The sequence below is a fragment of the Enterobacter cloacae complex sp. genome (assembly GCF_900322725.1).
Taxonomy (GTDB): domain Bacteria; phylum Pseudomonadota; class Gammaproteobacteria; order Enterobacterales; family Enterobacteriaceae; genus Enterobacter; species Enterobacter quasihormaechei.
This window is the reverse complement of sequence record NZ_LT991958.1, coordinates 183,396-197,169: the sequence shown is the minus strand read 5'-3', so window position 1 is coordinate 197,169 and position 13,774 is coordinate 183,396. Positions and strand designations below refer to the sequence as shown.

At 43.5% G+C, this 13,774-nt stretch carries 15 protein-coding genes and 1 pseudogene; 11 read left to right on the top strand and 5 right to left on the bottom strand.

Features of this window, described 5'->3' with window-relative positions:
* Positions 1–404 precede the first annotated feature (404 nt).
* The 4 genes and pseudogenes from DBR02_RS24675 to DBR02_RS27190 all read left to right on the top strand — a co-directional run bounded on the left by DBR02_RS24675 (position 405) and on the right by DBR02_RS27190 (position 3,104).
* Entirely contained in the window at positions 405–920 is a 516-nt protein-coding gene (locus tag DBR02_RS24675; protein WP_000228894.1) for a hypothetical protein, read from the top strand.
* 84 nt (positions 921–1,004) lie between these two features.
* On the top strand, positions 1,005–1,496 hold the full coding sequence (locus DBR02_RS24670; protein ID WP_000636790.1) for a hypothetical protein: 492 nt from the start codon (positions 1,005–1,007) through the stop codon (positions 1,494–1,496).
* A gap of 430 nt (positions 1,497–1,926) precedes the next feature.
* A pseudogene (locus DBR02_RS24665) lies at positions 1,927–2,901 on the top strand (IS5-like element ISKpn26 family transposase); the annotation flags it as partial.
* The gene (locus DBR02_RS27190) at positions 2,889–3,104 is read left to right on the top strand and encodes a hypothetical protein (protein ID WP_122966916.1); all 216 of its coding nucleotides are present in this window, start codon (positions 2,889–2,891) and stop codon (positions 3,102–3,104) included. The pseudogene DBR02_RS24665 and the gene DBR02_RS27190, both read left to right, overlap by 13 nt.
* A 336-nt stretch (positions 3,105–3,440) precedes the next feature.
* Here DBR02_RS27190 and DBR02_RS24660 read toward each other — a convergent pair whose 3' ends face one another.
* From DBR02_RS24660 to DBR02_RS24645, 4 genes are all read right to left on the bottom strand, one after another.
* Positions 3,441–3,848, bottom strand: coding sequence for a hypothetical protein (locus DBR02_RS24660; RefSeq protein ID WP_001371904.1), 408 nt, complete (start codon positions 3,846–3,848; stop codon positions 3,441–3,443).
* A 457-nt stretch (positions 3,849–4,305) separates the two neighbouring features.
* A complete protein-coding gene (locus DBR02_RS24655) occupies positions 4,306–4,977 on the bottom strand; it encodes a S1 family peptidase (protein ID WP_000285959.1) in 672 nt (223 codons plus the stop codon).
* Positions 4,978–5,021: 44 nt separating this feature from the next.
* Complete coding sequence (locus DBR02_RS24650; RefSeq protein WP_001100610.1) at positions 5,022–5,327, bottom strand: hypothetical protein; 306 nt, start codon at positions 5,325–5,327, stop codon at positions 5,022–5,024.
* Between the two features lie 22 nt (positions 5,328–5,349).
* Positions 5,350–5,667, bottom strand: coding sequence for a hypothetical protein (locus tag DBR02_RS24645; protein ID WP_000785965.1), 318 nt, complete (start codon positions 5,665–5,667; stop codon positions 5,350–5,352).
* 221 nt (positions 5,668–5,888) lie between these two features.
* On the opposite strand from DBR02_RS24645, the gene DBR02_RS24640 reads away from it, so the two are divergent.
* The 6 genes from DBR02_RS24640 (at position 5,889) to DBR02_RS24615 (ending at position 12,587) form a co-directional block, all read left to right on the top strand.
* A complete protein-coding gene (locus tag DBR02_RS24640; RefSeq protein WP_076611902.1) occupies positions 5,889–7,235 on the top strand; it encodes an ISNCY-like element ISLad2 family transposase in 1,347 nt (448 codons plus the stop codon).
* A gap of 58 nt (positions 7,236–7,293) precedes the next feature.
* Positions 7,294–8,097, top strand: coding sequence for a hypothetical protein (locus tag DBR02_RS24635; RefSeq protein WP_000589340.1), 804 nt, complete (start codon positions 7,294–7,296; stop codon positions 8,095–8,097).
* Positions 8,098–8,110: 13 nt separating this feature from the next.
* On the top strand, positions 8,111–9,472 hold the full coding sequence (locus DBR02_RS24630; RefSeq protein ID WP_000482601.1) for an FRG domain-containing protein: 1,362 nt from the start codon (positions 8,111–8,113) through the stop codon (positions 9,470–9,472).
* Between the two features lie 152 nt (positions 9,473–9,624).
* Positions 9,625–10,065 carry a hypothetical protein gene (locus DBR02_RS24625; RefSeq protein WP_016239970.1) on the top strand — a complete coding sequence of 147 codons (441 nt, stop codon included), beginning with the start codon at positions 9,625–9,627 and terminating at the stop codon, positions 10,063–10,065.
* Positions 10,066–10,082: 17 nt separating this feature from the next.
* Positions 10,083–10,889, top strand: coding sequence for a hypothetical protein (locus DBR02_RS24620; RefSeq protein ID WP_016239971.1), 807 nt, complete (start codon positions 10,083–10,085; stop codon positions 10,887–10,889).
* A gap of 294 nt (positions 10,890–11,183) precedes the next feature.
* Positions 11,184–12,587: an ISNCY family transposase gene (locus DBR02_RS24615; RefSeq protein WP_044704760.1), complete on the top strand. Its 1,404-nt coding sequence runs from the start codon at positions 11,184–11,186 to the stop codon at positions 12,585–12,587.
* Between the two features lie 32 nt (positions 12,588–12,619).
* On the opposite strand, the gene arsH is transcribed toward DBR02_RS24615, so the two are convergent.
* Entirely contained in the window at positions 12,620–13,324 is a 705-nt protein-coding gene (gene arsH, locus DBR02_RS24610; protein WP_000130816.1) for an arsenical resistance protein ArsH, read from the bottom strand.
* A gap of 86 nt (positions 13,325–13,410) precedes the next feature.
* Between arsH and DBR02_RS24605 the strand changes: the two genes are divergently transcribed.
* On the top strand, positions 13,411–13,731 hold the full coding sequence (locus DBR02_RS24605) for a transcriptional regulator (protein ID WP_000941305.1): 321 nt from the start codon (positions 13,411–13,413) through the stop codon (positions 13,729–13,731).
* Positions 13,732–13,774 lie beyond the last annotated feature (43 nt).

The following is a 13,774-nucleotide window of genomic DNA, read 5'->3' as shown; positions in this document are numbered from 1 at the left end:
GCCAGCGCTTCGGCATTTGCTGGCAAGGAGACAGTGTTGAAAGACCATATCGTACCCCCACGAAAAACTAGCGCGAGTTTATCTTATCAACTCAAACGTATTGGGCGCATGCTCCTTCTTTTACTGAGCTTGGCTTTTATAGTTTACGGATTCGTACTGGCTTTCCATCCGCCGCTAACAACCTGGCTACTTCAACCCGGTGGACACTTTGCCCCAGATGACCGATTCATACTGGTTAGTGTTAAGGTTCAGTTTACAACCGGAATAATGGGGCTAATTGTTTGGCGCTTATGGTAAAAGTGGCAAGCAATGATGGGAGAAGGATAACGTTGCTCAGCTCAATCCGGTTTACTGATTGCTTAAATAGAAGGCAGTCATGCCTACATCAGAAAGGAGAAGCATAGATGGTAGAAGCACGTTATCAAGGCAAGCCTGTTAGCAGTCTTCCTGAAGAAGCTTTTGCTGAAGGGTTATCGCGATCCGGTTTAAGCCCCGTTCTGCTACTGGCATCCCCGACCACAGTACCCGTTACCACGGATGAGCGCTGGTGGCTCGCAAAGGAAAACGTGTCAGGACATTACGGCAGGATTTTTTATGCTGCGGTGCGGGAGTTGGTCATAAGGTCGGATATCATCTCAGTAGTGAGAAGTATTGCAGATGAGAATTTCACGTCCGAACATATGGGGTACTTCGAGCGACTTACCTCTGATGAAAAAGAAGTCGTGTTTAGTGATTACCTGCGCACTCTCGCTGAAGGCGGTCTTACCTGCACTGAGAAGAATCTCGTCAAACTGACGCAAGATTTATACCCGATTGATGCAACTCCTGACAACATTAGAAAGCTATCCACGGACAGGGATGCACTGAACGAACTACACATCGATGGTATGGTACTTTTTATTACCGGCCCTGCGCTTTGATTATGGAGATAATACATGCGGTGTTATCCCTGTTAAGGGTTAAGGTAACATTCTTCTAGAATTACAGAAAAATAGAGGTCTAACATGATAGTAAATAAAAACAGGTTTATGCATAAAAACGGGAAAAGGTTTAAGTCCATCGGAAGGTATTTAAGATTTTGGCAAGCAGTAGCGTCCTCTGGTTTACCCATGGACATGGTAATACGGGAAAAACCATATCAACTTATGGTCGCTTTGATTGCTTTATATACGGCCATCCCTGTTGTTACAATAGTAATTTTATCTGGTCAGCAATCGCATAAGTTGGAACTAATTGCTGTGCATTTCAGTACAATTATCACGATGGTGTTTGTTTTGCGTCGAAAGATGGGGAAACGTTGGCTGGATTTATTTGAAGAAAAATTAGCCATTTATAAACCTAATGATAAACTCGCGCTTAGCGAATTACACGAAAGCATACGTGAGAAAAATGGGCTAGACTTGCAGGATTTACAAGATTGGTACTGGAAAGAGAAGATGACATATGAGTATCACAAAGAACGTAAAACAACTATAAGCTATCAAAAATTCAAGTAGCGTTTTAAAATGACAGGGGAGGGCTATTGTGATTTATTAAGTCGGCAAGGTTATTAGGTAGGGGTGTTCAATATGATAAATTCTTCGAGTGAGGTTATTTCAAGAGTTGTTCTGGGCCTTTGAGATAGCTAATTATCATTACAGACTTTATCGAAAGGTATGAATTATGAACATTACCGACAAAGAACTTAGCTCAAATACAGTGAGACAGTATGGATGGAACTTAGGAGAGTTCAATCACTCAACGCCTTTTACATCTCATTTTATTTATATCACCGACTATCATAAAGATAATACATGGATGATTTCACTTTCGCAGGAGGATTTTAATACAACCAAAATTTTAACATCGTTAAGTCTAGGGAAGGTGCGAACAAGTTCCTGATATGAGATCATCATATTCATCCGGAGCGCATCCCAGAGGGACATCATGAGCCATCAACTCACCTTCGCCGATAGTGAATTCAGCACTAAGCGCCGTCAGACCCGAAAAGAGATTTTCCTCTCCCGCATGGAGCAGATTCTGCCATGGCAGAATATGACCGCTGTCATCGAGCCGTTTTATCCCAAGGCGGGCAATGGCCGACGGCCCTATCCGCTGGAGACCATGCTGCGTATTCACTGCATGCAGCATTGGTACAACCTGAGCGACGGTGCCATGGAAGATGCCCTGTACGAAATCGCCTCCATGCGCCTGTTTGCCCGATTATCCCTGGATAGCGCCCTGCCGGATCGCACCACCATCATGAATTTCCGCCACCTGCTCGAGCAGCATCAACTGGCCCGTCAATTGTTCAAGACCATCAATCGCTGGCTGGCCGAAGCAGGCGTCATGATGACCCAAGGCACTTTGGTGGATGCCACCATCATTGAGGCACCCAGCTCTAGCAAGAACAAAGAGCAGCAACGCGATCCGGAGATGCATCAGACCAAGAAAGGCAATCAGTGGCACTTTGGCATGAAGGCCCACATTGGTGTCGATGCCAAGAGTGGCCTGACCCACAGCCTGGTCACCACCGCGGCCAACGAGCATGACCTCAATCAGCTGGGTAATCTGCTTCATGGAGAGGAGCAATTTGTCTCAGCCGATGCCGGCTACCAAGGAGCGCCACAGCGCGAGGAGCTGGCCGAGGTGGATGTGGACTGGCTGATCGCCGAGCGTCCCGGCAAGGTAAAAACCTTGAAGCAGCATCCGCGCAAGAACAAAACGGCCATCAACATCGAATACATGAAAGCCAGCATCCGTGCCAAGGTGGAGCACCCGTTTCGCATCATCAAGCGGCAGTTCGGCTTCGTGAAAGCCAGATACAAGGGGCTGCTGAAAAACGATAACCAACTGGCGATGTTATTCACCCTGGCCAACCTGTTTCGGGTGGACCAAATGATACGTCAGTGGGAGAGATCTCAGTTAAAACCGGAAATAACGCCAGAAATGGTGGAAAAAATAGCCTTAATAGGCTTATTCGATGTGTTTGCGGGAAAAAAATCGGCCCAGATCCGCGAAATTTTAATCAACGAGTCAGCTTGGGAAGAAATGACCTGCTTATTCGCACTTTCCCTAGATGCCTGTGTATCCATGCTCGGAAAGATACTAAAAAAAATGTCTAACAAAAACGGTATCTCACAAACGGAAGAATCTGAATTCGCATTTCTTTTAACAAACTATATTAAACAGACTTTGACTTTTAGAGAATGGCAACGCAATGCTGACGGAAATCAACGACTGCACTTTCTTATTAATATCTACGGTGCAAAAGAAGACGGTGGCGAAGTGGTTTTAAGACCATTTATTGTAAATCCTGATGAATTAATGCTTACTCCAGCGGATGTCGTTGAATTTAATTCGCAGGTTATCAACGTTGATCGGCAGCGTCATCCTGAGTGGTTCCGTTAACTGGTCACAAGGGTTAAGAGCCTGAAAGGCTGCGATAGTGTATACGCAGCCTATTCTGTATAGCCGTCGCGTAATAATTGTTCTAAATGACTATCGACCGTTTCCTGATCACCAGGAATATATCGTGGCCATCCTGTTATATCGTTGACGCGTTTCACTATGTATGGATGAAACCCAAACTGCTCGGAAGTGATGTCAATATAATATTGCACTTCTTCGAAGTTCAATTCACACCAATAATGGCCAAAGCCACCACTCTCTGTAAATATACCGCCATCATCTGCACCGTTACCCCCACGAACAACAGCATCTAGACCTTTAGTTTTTGCTAAATAACATACAAGATAGCTTGCAAAAAGGCATGTGCCTTTCGTCTTCTTTGTGCCGCACTCCGTCAAAACTGAAAGTAGCTTTTCATGCGCCACTCGTGCAATGCCTGATACCAATTCCGGGGACATGTCTGCTCCAATGAAATTATTAGATCGACTTAAACAGGTAATATGTAATTAGGCATTACGATAAGTCGTGCCCTATTGGTTGGTACATCGTAAGAAAAGTAACTTTTCTAATCCCAGCCTGCACTCCGGGAATGCTTCTAACCTGAATAAATCACGGGGGCAGTGCTGGATACTTGTCAACTGTATTTGGATTCACAGGCTAACTATTTTTATACAGTTTAAGTGAATAAAACTTACTTAAAGCAGCGAACCACGCCGAAAGTGTAATGAGGAATACCGCCAATTCATCAGAACCATTTTTGATAGCACTGAGTAGAGCGATTAGTCCAAGGAACACCGAAAGAAAGACTAGTATTGCGGGTAAAAGTTTATACATGATAGACGTTCCTTTTAAAGGTTCAGATAGGTAGACCAACGCAGATAACGTCGGAATTGCCTGTTGTAAGATTACGCTCATTTAATTATTTTTATAACCTATGAATCCGCGTATAATTTCATTTGTAGTAATCTTCGTAATATATATCTGATAGACATTGATCTTTTTAATGTCTTGTTGACTCACAACACCATATAAGCAACTCTTAGATTGGTTTAACACAGCGCTTCCACTAACTCCATTTTGATAAAAAGCAGTCAAACCATCAGAACCAACTATTCCTTTATAATAGTAGGTTGAGTCGGGGGAAGCATACGTATTTGAAAGCGTATTATACATTCCCGATAGAACCCAAACAGACTCACCTGGAGCTAGAACATTATCACATACTGGAAGCTTCCAATTAGGTGGGGCTTTGACAATAGTATTTTTTTCTACTTTTAAAAGAGCGAGGTCCCGGTTCTTAGGATCATCAATATTGATAACTGTTGCTGGTTGGCTCCCATTCCTTGTTATTATACTTAGACTATAATCCTTGCTTGCATCAAGCCATAAATGTGAAGCTGTAAGAATATGTTGTTCATCGATCCAAGTACCTGAGCCGGAGATTGTCTTATTTCCAGACTTGATTTGAATTTTTACAGCTGAGTCCGAAAGCTCAAAATCATTGTGGTGCATACTTTGTTTATGAGGATTATCGGTGGAACAAGCAGAAATCAGTAAGGCTGAAAGAGCTAAAACCTTTCTATACATAGTCAGTTTCCTTCGAATAAGGCGAGTTTGGTTTCTAGAATATTTTATCCAGCGAGGAATTCTTCTAACGTGCTATCTTGGTACTGGGGATATATCTGCTTCATCATGCCAAAAGCAGCAACCGCTACGCTTTCTAAGTCGGAATAGAATTTAGGCTCCGTATTAAGATCATCACCATTCTTCAGAACGCCCTCGAAGCAGCTATAATCATTTCCGAACTCTTGAACAATAATCCAGCGCCCATCACGGAAACCTACGAGCATAACCGCTGAATTAGGATAGTCGCCAGCAGGCGTTAGCCAATCAAAGTGATAGTGCTTTATCGTATCATATTTCAGATGTACATTCATTATTCCTCCGTTGGCGATTACATTATTTGAGTTTTTTCATGGACTCTAAAGAAGCGAGGTAGGAATTATAGCGATCACCAAATTTTTCTTTCGCACGCTTAACGCGCATTTTCTCCGCGAGCTCAGTCTTGTTTTCTGCCTGGTAGGTCCTATTATTTTGCGTCTTTACTTCGGCCCCTGGGCCTGCTGCGTACGTTTTGTTTTTCTCGCTAATACACGCTCGGCATTTACTCTTGAGGCCAAACTTGCCCTTGAGCTCTTTTCCAAACTGTTCAAAGGGTTTAACTTGCTGACATGATTTGCATTTTTTAAAGCCCGGGGGGAGGTAGGTGTCAGCCATGAGCTGCTCCAGTAGGTATTGATTATAGGTGATTTTAACTTAAAGACGACGTCACTTTCAAATAAATCGACTACTTAACGCTGATCTTACATAATCCTGATTATGCGCACTTAAGTTGTTAGAACCATTTAGTAATGTCACTTTTTATCCAGATAGAAACGTCACCTTAGAGTAAGCTAAACTGAATGCAATTCTAAGGGGCTCAACGCATGTTGGTGACCATGTCAGATAAAGAGATCCACCGCCTACCGGTGATACAGGCAGTTTGTGAAAAGCGTCTACGCCGTCGTGATGCAGCATCACAGCTTGGCATTTCAGAACGTCAGGCGCAACGACTTATCAATCGTTACCGAGTTTCTGGTGCTGAAGGACTTGTCAGCCGCAAACGCGGCCAGCCCAGCAACCGCCGGTTGACCGAATCTCTCAAACTACGAGTACTCACGCTGATACGTGAAAACTACAGTGACTTTGGGCCCACACTGGCCGCAGAAAAACTCAGAGAGCGCCATAATATCCGGCTTTCAATCGAGACCGTCCGCAACTGGATGACGTCTGACGGACTCTGGGTCCCGCATGCTCGCCGTAAGTCACGGGTTTATCAACCCCGACATCGGCGTGATTGTCTGGGTGAACTTATCCAGATCGACGGCTCCCACCATGACTGGTTTGAAGGCCGTGCGCCAAAATGCTGCCTGCTGGTCTTTATCGATGATGCCACCGGGCGTCTGATGCATTTGCGGTTCAGCGAGTCAGAAACAGCCTTTGACTACATGCTGGCAACCCGGGAATACATCGAGCAGCATGGGAAGCCGGTATCGCTGTACAGTGACAAACACGCAATATTTCGCGTCAGTGGTCCGGAGAAACGCAATACCACCGTTACCCAGTTCGGACGTGTGCTTTATGACCTGGCAATCGAGCTTATTTGTGCCAACAGCTCTGAAGCTAAAGGCCGCGTGGAACGTGCGAATCAGACACTTCAGGATCGGCTGATCAAAGAAATGCGTCTGGAAGGTATAACCGGCATTGAGGCCGCAAATGCCTGGCTTGCCACTTTCATCGCTGACTTTAACAGCCGGTTTTCACGACCGGCTAAGTTCCCCAAAGATTTGCATCGTCCGGTGCAGGAAAGCCCCGATGAATTAAGAGACATCTTTGCCTGGCATGATGTTCGTACCGTGTCGAAATCACTGACCTTCCAGTACGATAAGATCCTTTATCTCATGGACACCACAGAAGAAAATAGCCGTCTTGCCGGTGAAAAAATTAAAGTACTGGATTATCCCGATGGCACCCTCGCCTTCCTCTATGGGCACCGGAGCCTTAAGTGCCAGGCATTTGATAAGCTGGCCTGTGTCGACCAGGGGCAGATTGTTGATAACAAACGTCTCGGGACTGTACTCCGACTGGCTCAGGTAAAACAGGATGAGCGGGAAAGCGAAGGCAAACGGGAACGAAGCAAAAAATCGCCCAGCCGTAAGGCTCAGGTGCGCATCCAGGAACAGCTCCGGGCTATCAATCCCGTTCTGGCAGACCCGAGCTTGTTTGTGGCAAGTTCAAAGCGATAGAATCGACCATCAGTGCTGCAAAGTACCGGAACAGTGAGTCCCCAAAAGGATACTTGAGATGATTAAATTCCCGACTACAAAGCGCGTTGATTTGTATAAAACTGCTGTCAGCTCTGAGCAATTACATCTAGATCTGGTTGCGGCTCAGGAGTTCATGTTCGATGCCTGGGAAAATGATGACCTGGAAGTTGTGCTGAAACTCATCAGAAAAGCTATCAAGAAATCCCCGCTCTGTGCTGACGCATACTCATTCTACTGCGAGATATCTCAAGAACCTCCTGAGTCAAAAATCGGGAAGCTGGAGACTGCTTTGTACGCAGCCAGCATTGCACTTGGCGAGGATTTTCAGGAGTTCGCAGGACGTTTCTGGGGATTTGTCGAAACACGTCCATATATGAGAGCAAAAGCAGCTTTGGCTGAGGCCTTATGGGAGTCTGGTAATTTTTATCCGGCTATGGCTCATAGCCGCGAAATGCTGAAGCTCAACCCGAACGATAACCAGGGGATTCGTCATTTATTAGCGAACTATTACCTTGAGCTTGAAATGGTGGATGATCTGGCCTTGCTACTGGACGATTATCCTGGGGATATGCGTTCGTTTTTTCAGTATACACGCGCCCTACTCGCCTACCGACAGTCATCCCCGGATGCCGATGATATCGCTAAAGCTGCGATTGATTCTAATAGACACATCCCCGGCTTGTTATCGAAGTGCAGATTACAGATCAAGTCTAACAGTGGATATATCACGTTAGGTGGAATGGATGAAGCCATTTATTATGTGAATCATAATATAAAGCCTTGGATTCGCACCTCTGGCGCAATTGATTGGATTGTAAATAATTCATTAAGTAAAATATAAGGATTTAGTTTTAATGTTTAATCTAATTATGGGCGGAGAACCTGACTATTTTGAACATTGGCCCATGTATGAACGGGTTAGTGGGAGTTGTGATTTTCCTATATCACGTATGTTAGAAGGCACCTCTGATGACATCCGGTTGAAGTTAACGCCTTTGAATGATAAAGCATTATCTTATATTGAGAAATTACCTACGCTTTTTATGTCAGAACTTTATTCCCGAGACAATGTTGAATACATTACTTTGCGACTTGGTGTAATTTCAAATCTACGAACAGTTAACAAAAATGTTGAGTTTGATTTCAGAATCACTCACTCACAAGATGATGTCGTAGTGATAAACAAAGAGTTATATCAAACAGCTTTAGAATTAGGTGCATATGGGCTGAAACGGACTCACTGGGGAATAAAAGCACGTGATTTAAATCAAACATTAGCACTTCTAAATATAACGACAAGAAGTACACCACTTCCTCCTACTGAAGCACTTCCTGATGAAGTTGATAACTACCCAATAATAGATAATGTTCAAAGTTTCATGGCGCGTGTTTTAGAACAAGATCATGAAGAAGATGCAGAAATATTTTATCGTGGACATTCTGATGTATCTTACGAGTTGGCTCCATCAGTTTTCAGGAAAAACAAAAAAGGTAACTTCAAGCATTTGCACAGTGAATCAAATTTAGTCCGTGAAGCCCTAACAGCAAGGCCAACTGAGTTTGTTGATGATAAAACAATGCTAGACAAGTTAGTAAGGATGCAACACTACGGACTACCAACTCGTTTGTTGGATATAACATCAAATCCACTAATCGCTCTGTATTTCGCTTGTTGCGACATTAGTAATAATGAAAATACAAATGAGGTTGATGGACATGTTATTATTTTCAAAACAAAAAGGGATCGTATAAAATTCTTTGACTCTGATACAGTAAGTTGCATATCAAATATATCAATGCTAAGTCAAACACTGAAAGATCAGCTGGATTGTAAAATGGACAAGGAGGCTTTCAATAAAACTGAAGCTTGTCAAAAACTCATACATTACATTAAAGATGAAAAACCTTATTTTAAAGATGTAATTATACCATCAGATTTGGAAAGGTTAATTTTCGTTAAAGGAAGAAATAATAATGAAAGGATGTCATCACAGTCAGGTGCATTCTTATTATTTGGGAATAATGCTGTTTATCCCGATTTAGTTTCAAACCCTGATGATGCTATGCAAGAGTTTAAAGTAGAAAAAATAGTGATCAGAAACAAAGCTAGAATACTTAAGGAACTCGCAAGGTTAAACATTACAGATGCGACAGTTTATCAAGGCATGGAAAGGACAATGAAACTAATTGCGGCCAAATTTTCCGCAGGAGATTGATCTTCATGTGGTTTTTTGACACACTAGCCTGTCGCTACTGGCATTGGTCCCTTGTATGCTAAGCATATGAACTCTGGTGTGTGTTGGACAGGAGCAATTAACCAGTCGTATAGTAAAATTTGAATGTAAAAATATAAAACAAGGAGTTGAGAATGAACCCCATTACTTTGAGTGAAATGAGTGATGAAGATGAAGAGGTAAAAATCATTTCTTCATATGAACCTCAAGATGATGAGATTGCGATCGTTTTTGATAGTTCAAAAATTACTGGAGGTAATGCACTGGATTTTTTCCAGTTCACCAAGCAATCACATTCTAATGTTAAAGTGTACGGAGATTCTAATGGTGTTTCGTACCTGCAATTAAACAGTATAACGTTAGCGTTAGGCACTTTCTTTGCCACATCAGTAATGATACCTTTTTTAGTAAATCTTGTTTCAAATTATATTCAGAAAAAAATTGATAACTTTGGAACTAGAGATATAGACGTTAAAGTCTCTATAATTAAAAAAAATAAATCAGGAAAACATGTGAAATACACTGTTTCTGGAAAAGTAGACGATGTTTTAAAAGTAATTAACAAAATCAAATAAAAATCTATATAGATATTATGAATATTCACGAAAAGTTAAAGCGTTGGATGTGTATTACTCAAGAAGATAGTGCTATTCTTGATTATCTTAATGCTGAGTTAAAAAAAGCTCAATCCTTGAGCTTGAATAATGAATCAAACAGATTGTTTTTATACAAAACAATTTTACTAGCCCATTTAAAATATATTCAAGTCATTAATTTACTTACAAGAGGTGATTTTTATGAAGCATGGGTAGAACTTGAAAGGATAGAAATAGATTTAATACATATTAAAGAAAATAATGAGTTTCTGCCTGAGGTTAATTTCTATGGTGTTAACTTCTTAGCGAGAATGGTATGTAATTGGCAGGCGTTATTCCCATATAAAATCTTCGGTAGTTCTCGTGAAATAATAAAAGAAGTGAAATGTTCAGTATGTAATACAACCCGTAGTTTTATTAATGATTGTGGTCATGTTAAAAATAAACTTTATAATGGAGTTCTTTGCTTTGATGAAGTGATCGATTTTGAATTAATTACTTATGACATAGTTAGTAATCCCGTTAACAAATGTAGTGTTTTTTTCTCCAATGATGGTGATCATTATAACTATTCAACTTTAATTAGTGTTGTCAAATACATACAATCCCCACATCAAATTTTCAATATTACGACCTGGAGATTTAAGGCGAAAGAACATGATGGAGTATTATCGCCAGAAAATATTTGTCCATGTGGAGATTCTTTAAAAAAATATGCAGATTGTTGTTTGCCACGTAATGGTATTTATAAAAAACATATAGATATTTGGTTTCCCTTCCCGTTGAATGTAGAACCTATTTAGAACCAGATATTCAATAACTAAAGATCCCGTTGACACAGATATTTCCATATTAAGATGTTTTCGTTATATTTTTATTCCAGTCTTTCATATTTAACTTTTGCTTTATTAATTGGTTGAGTGGGATAACGCAGCAGTCACATTAATATGATTACATAGGCTGAAAGTGCCCTTTCTATCTTGCACAAAGAGGTGACATTTTAAACTTGCTTTGACATAAGTTGTAGTAGCAAAGTTGTAATGTCCGATAATGGCTAAGTTAAGATGTCCGGCGTGTATAATCAAGTAAGGATTACCATGACGGCTCTCGCAGCGGAGTTTTTCACATTGGATGAAGTTAACCGACTCAAAATCATTCAGGATGTCATCGACCGGCGTCTGACAACACAAATGGCAGCTCAGCGGCTTGGTATCTCCGACCGTCAGTGCCGTCGTCTGCTTGCGCGTTATCGTGAAGATGGTCCGATTGGCATGACCAGCCGCCGTCGTGGTAAATCCAGTAACAACCAGTTGCCTCAGGGACTGGCCGCATACGCGCTGAACATTATTCGCGAACGCTATAACGATTTCGGTCCGACGCTGGCCTGTGAAAAACTGTCTGAGGTGCACGGTGTTCATCTTTCCAAAGAAACCGTCCGTAAGCTGATGACTCAGGCCAGTCTGTGGGTCCCACGTAAGCAACGTGCGCCAAAAATTCAGCAACCTCGTTACCGCCGTGCCTGTGCCGGTGAACTCATACAAATCGACGGCTGCGACCACCACTGGTTTGAAAATCGGGGACCTAAGTGTACGGCACTGGTTTACGTTGATGACGCAACCAGTCGTTTAATGCAGCTTCTTTTCGTGAAATCTGAGTCTACTTTCACCTATTTTGAAGCGACCCGGGGCTATATTGAAAAACATGGCAAACCGCTTGCGCTGTACAGCGACAAAGCCAGCGTATTCAGGATCAACAATAAAAATGCAACCGGCGGCGACGGCGATACCCAGTTTGGCCGTGCGATGCATGAACTGAACATTCAGACCATTTGTGCAGAAACCAGTGCTGCCAAAGGCCGCGTTGAACGGGCGCACCTGACGCTTCAGGACCGACTGGTCAAGGAGCTCAGGCTCCAGGGCATCAGTTCCATGGAAGCTGCGAACGCATTTGCCGAAGAGTTCATGAACGATTACAACCGTCGTTTCGCAAAAGCGCCTCGCCAGGCGTTTGATGTTCATCGGGAACTGGATGTCGATGACGATCTTGATATGGTATTTAACTGGCATGAAGCTCGTAAAGTGTCGAAATCACTCACAGTGCAATACGACAAAGTCCTTTATCTGATTGAAGACAGCGAATTCAGTCGTCGGGCGATTGGTAAATACATCGATGTCTGGCATTACCCGGATGGACATAAAGAGCTCCGGCTTAATGGCGTATCACTTCCCTACTCCACCTATGACAAGCTTTCTGAAATCGATCAGGGGGCCATTGTGGATAACAAACGTCTGGGGCGGGCCCTGGAAATGGCGCAGCTGGTCCAGGCCGAGCGGGATAATAACCGGTCGCAATCCGTACCATCCGGAGACGGCCCTTCTCGCAGGCGTAAAGCTCCCACGACGAAGAAATCCCAGCGTTCCCTGGATCAGGACGATATGTTCAATGCCCTGGTGAAACTTCAGTCACGCTCTGAAGAGATATTTGGGAAGAAACCGATTTAAAGCCCGGTAATCCATCCGGGCATGCCTGGCTGTCAGATTTTGGCCTGATTGACCCGTGCCGCGAGCTCCTGATGACTCTCTTTCCTTTCGCTGTAGCGGTCGGACAGGTAGGCTGTGTGCCCTTTCAGGAGTAACGTCATTTTGAACAACTCTTCGGTAACGTCGACAATCCTGTCATACCAGGGTGAGGGTTTCATGCGCCCTTCATCATCAAATTCCTGCCATGCCTTTGGCACTGACGACTGATTGGGGATGGTGAACATCCGCATCCAGCGGCCAAGTATCCGCATCTGATTGACCGTGTTAAACGACTGTGAACCACCACAAACCTGCATGACGGCCAGCGTTTTACCCTGGGAAGGACGAACAGCACCTTCACTCAGGGGTATCCAGTCAATCTGGGCCTTCATCACCGAGCTCATGGCGCCATGTCTTTCCGGAGAACTCCAGACCATTCCGTCACACCACCTGACCAGCTCGCGGAGTTCAAGCACTTTGGGGTGACTTTCGGGCGCATCATCGGGTAACGGCAGACCGGATGGGTTAAATATTTTCACCTCAGCCCCCATCTTTGCCAGCAACCGCCCGGCCTCTTCCGCTGCAAAACGACTGTAGGACCGCTCTCGTACTGAACCGTACAGGATGAGAATTCGCGGCATGGTTTCGTTGTTGCCCGTAAGTTTGCTGGCAAGCGCATCATCAAAATAAGCCGGTTCGATTGCTGGTAAGTCGGTCATAAAAAATCTCCATTTCATAAGCTATGCTTTAAAAGTTATCACATATGAAATACCATATGTATTGTTATTTTTTTACGAGGTTAAGCATGCTACAGCCTGTTCAGCTTTTTAAACTGCTCGCCGACGAGACCCGTTCAACTATCGTGATGCTTCTCAGGGAGTCCGGTGAAATGTGCGTCTGTGACATCTGTGCGGCAACCGCAGAGTCTCAGCCAAAAATTTCTCGCCATATGGCCCTTTTACGTGAAGCCGAGCTGGTCATCGACCGTCGCGAAGGAAAATGGGTGCATTACCGACTGTCGCCACACATGCCAGCATGGGCTGCGGGTATTATTGATACAGCCTGGAACTGTGAACGAGAAAACATACGCAACAAGCTCAGTAGCGTGGCATCTGTCTCCTGCTGATGGCGATATATATATCCGAATAAACAAATGTGAATGGAGTTTC

Excerpts from the sequence above, each read along its gene's own strand:
- DBR02_RS24635 (WP_000589340.1), top strand. The coding sequence starts at position 7,294 with ATGATTAAATTCCCGACTACAAAGCGCGTTGATTTGTATAAAACTGCT.
- DBR02_RS24650 (WP_001100610.1), bottom strand. The coding sequence starts at position 5,327 with ATGAATGTACATCTGAAATATGATACGATAAAGCACTATCACTTTGAT.
- DBR02_RS24675 (WP_000228894.1), top strand. The coding sequence starts at position 405 with ATGGTAGAAGCACGTTATCAAGGCAAGCCTGTTAGCAGTCTTCCTGAA.
- DBR02_RS24620 (WP_016239971.1), top strand. The coding sequence starts at position 10,083 with ATGAATATTCACGAAAAGTTAAAGCGTTGGATGTGTATTACTCAAGAA.
- DBR02_RS24655 (WP_000285959.1), bottom strand. The coding sequence starts at position 4,977 with ATGTATAGAAAGGTTTTAGCTCTTTCAGCCTTACTGATTTCTGCTTGT.
- DBR02_RS24615 (WP_044704760.1), top strand. The coding sequence starts at position 11,184 with ATGACGGCTCTCGCAGCGGAGTTTTTCACATTGGATGAAGTTAACCGA.
- DBR02_RS24625 (WP_016239970.1), top strand. The coding sequence starts at position 9,625 with ATGAACCCCATTACTTTGAGTGAAATGAGTGATGAAGATGAAGAGGTA.
- arsH (WP_000130816.1), bottom strand. The coding sequence starts at position 13,324 with ATGACCGACTTACCAGCAATCGAACCGGCTTATTTTGATGATGCGCTT.
- DBR02_RS24630 (WP_000482601.1), top strand. The coding sequence starts at position 8,111 with ATGTTTAATCTAATTATGGGCGGAGAACCTGACTATTTTGAACATTGG.
- DBR02_RS24605 (WP_000941305.1), top strand. The coding sequence starts at position 13,411 with ATGCTACAGCCTGTTCAGCTTTTTAAACTGCTCGCCGACGAGACCCGT.
- DBR02_RS24645 (WP_000785965.1), bottom strand. The coding sequence starts at position 5,667 with ATGGCTGACACCTACCTCCCCCCGGGCTTTAAAAAATGCAAATCATGT.
- DBR02_RS24660 (WP_001371904.1), bottom strand. The coding sequence starts at position 3,848 with ATGTCCCCGGAATTGGTATCAGGCATTGCACGAGTGGCGCATGAAAAG.
- DBR02_RS24670 (WP_000636790.1), top strand. The coding sequence starts at position 1,005 with ATGATAGTAAATAAAAACAGGTTTATGCATAAAAACGGGAAAAGGTTT.
- DBR02_RS24640 (WP_076611902.1), top strand. The coding sequence starts at position 5,889 with ATGTCAGATAAAGAGATCCACCGCCTACCGGTGATACAGGCAGTTTGT.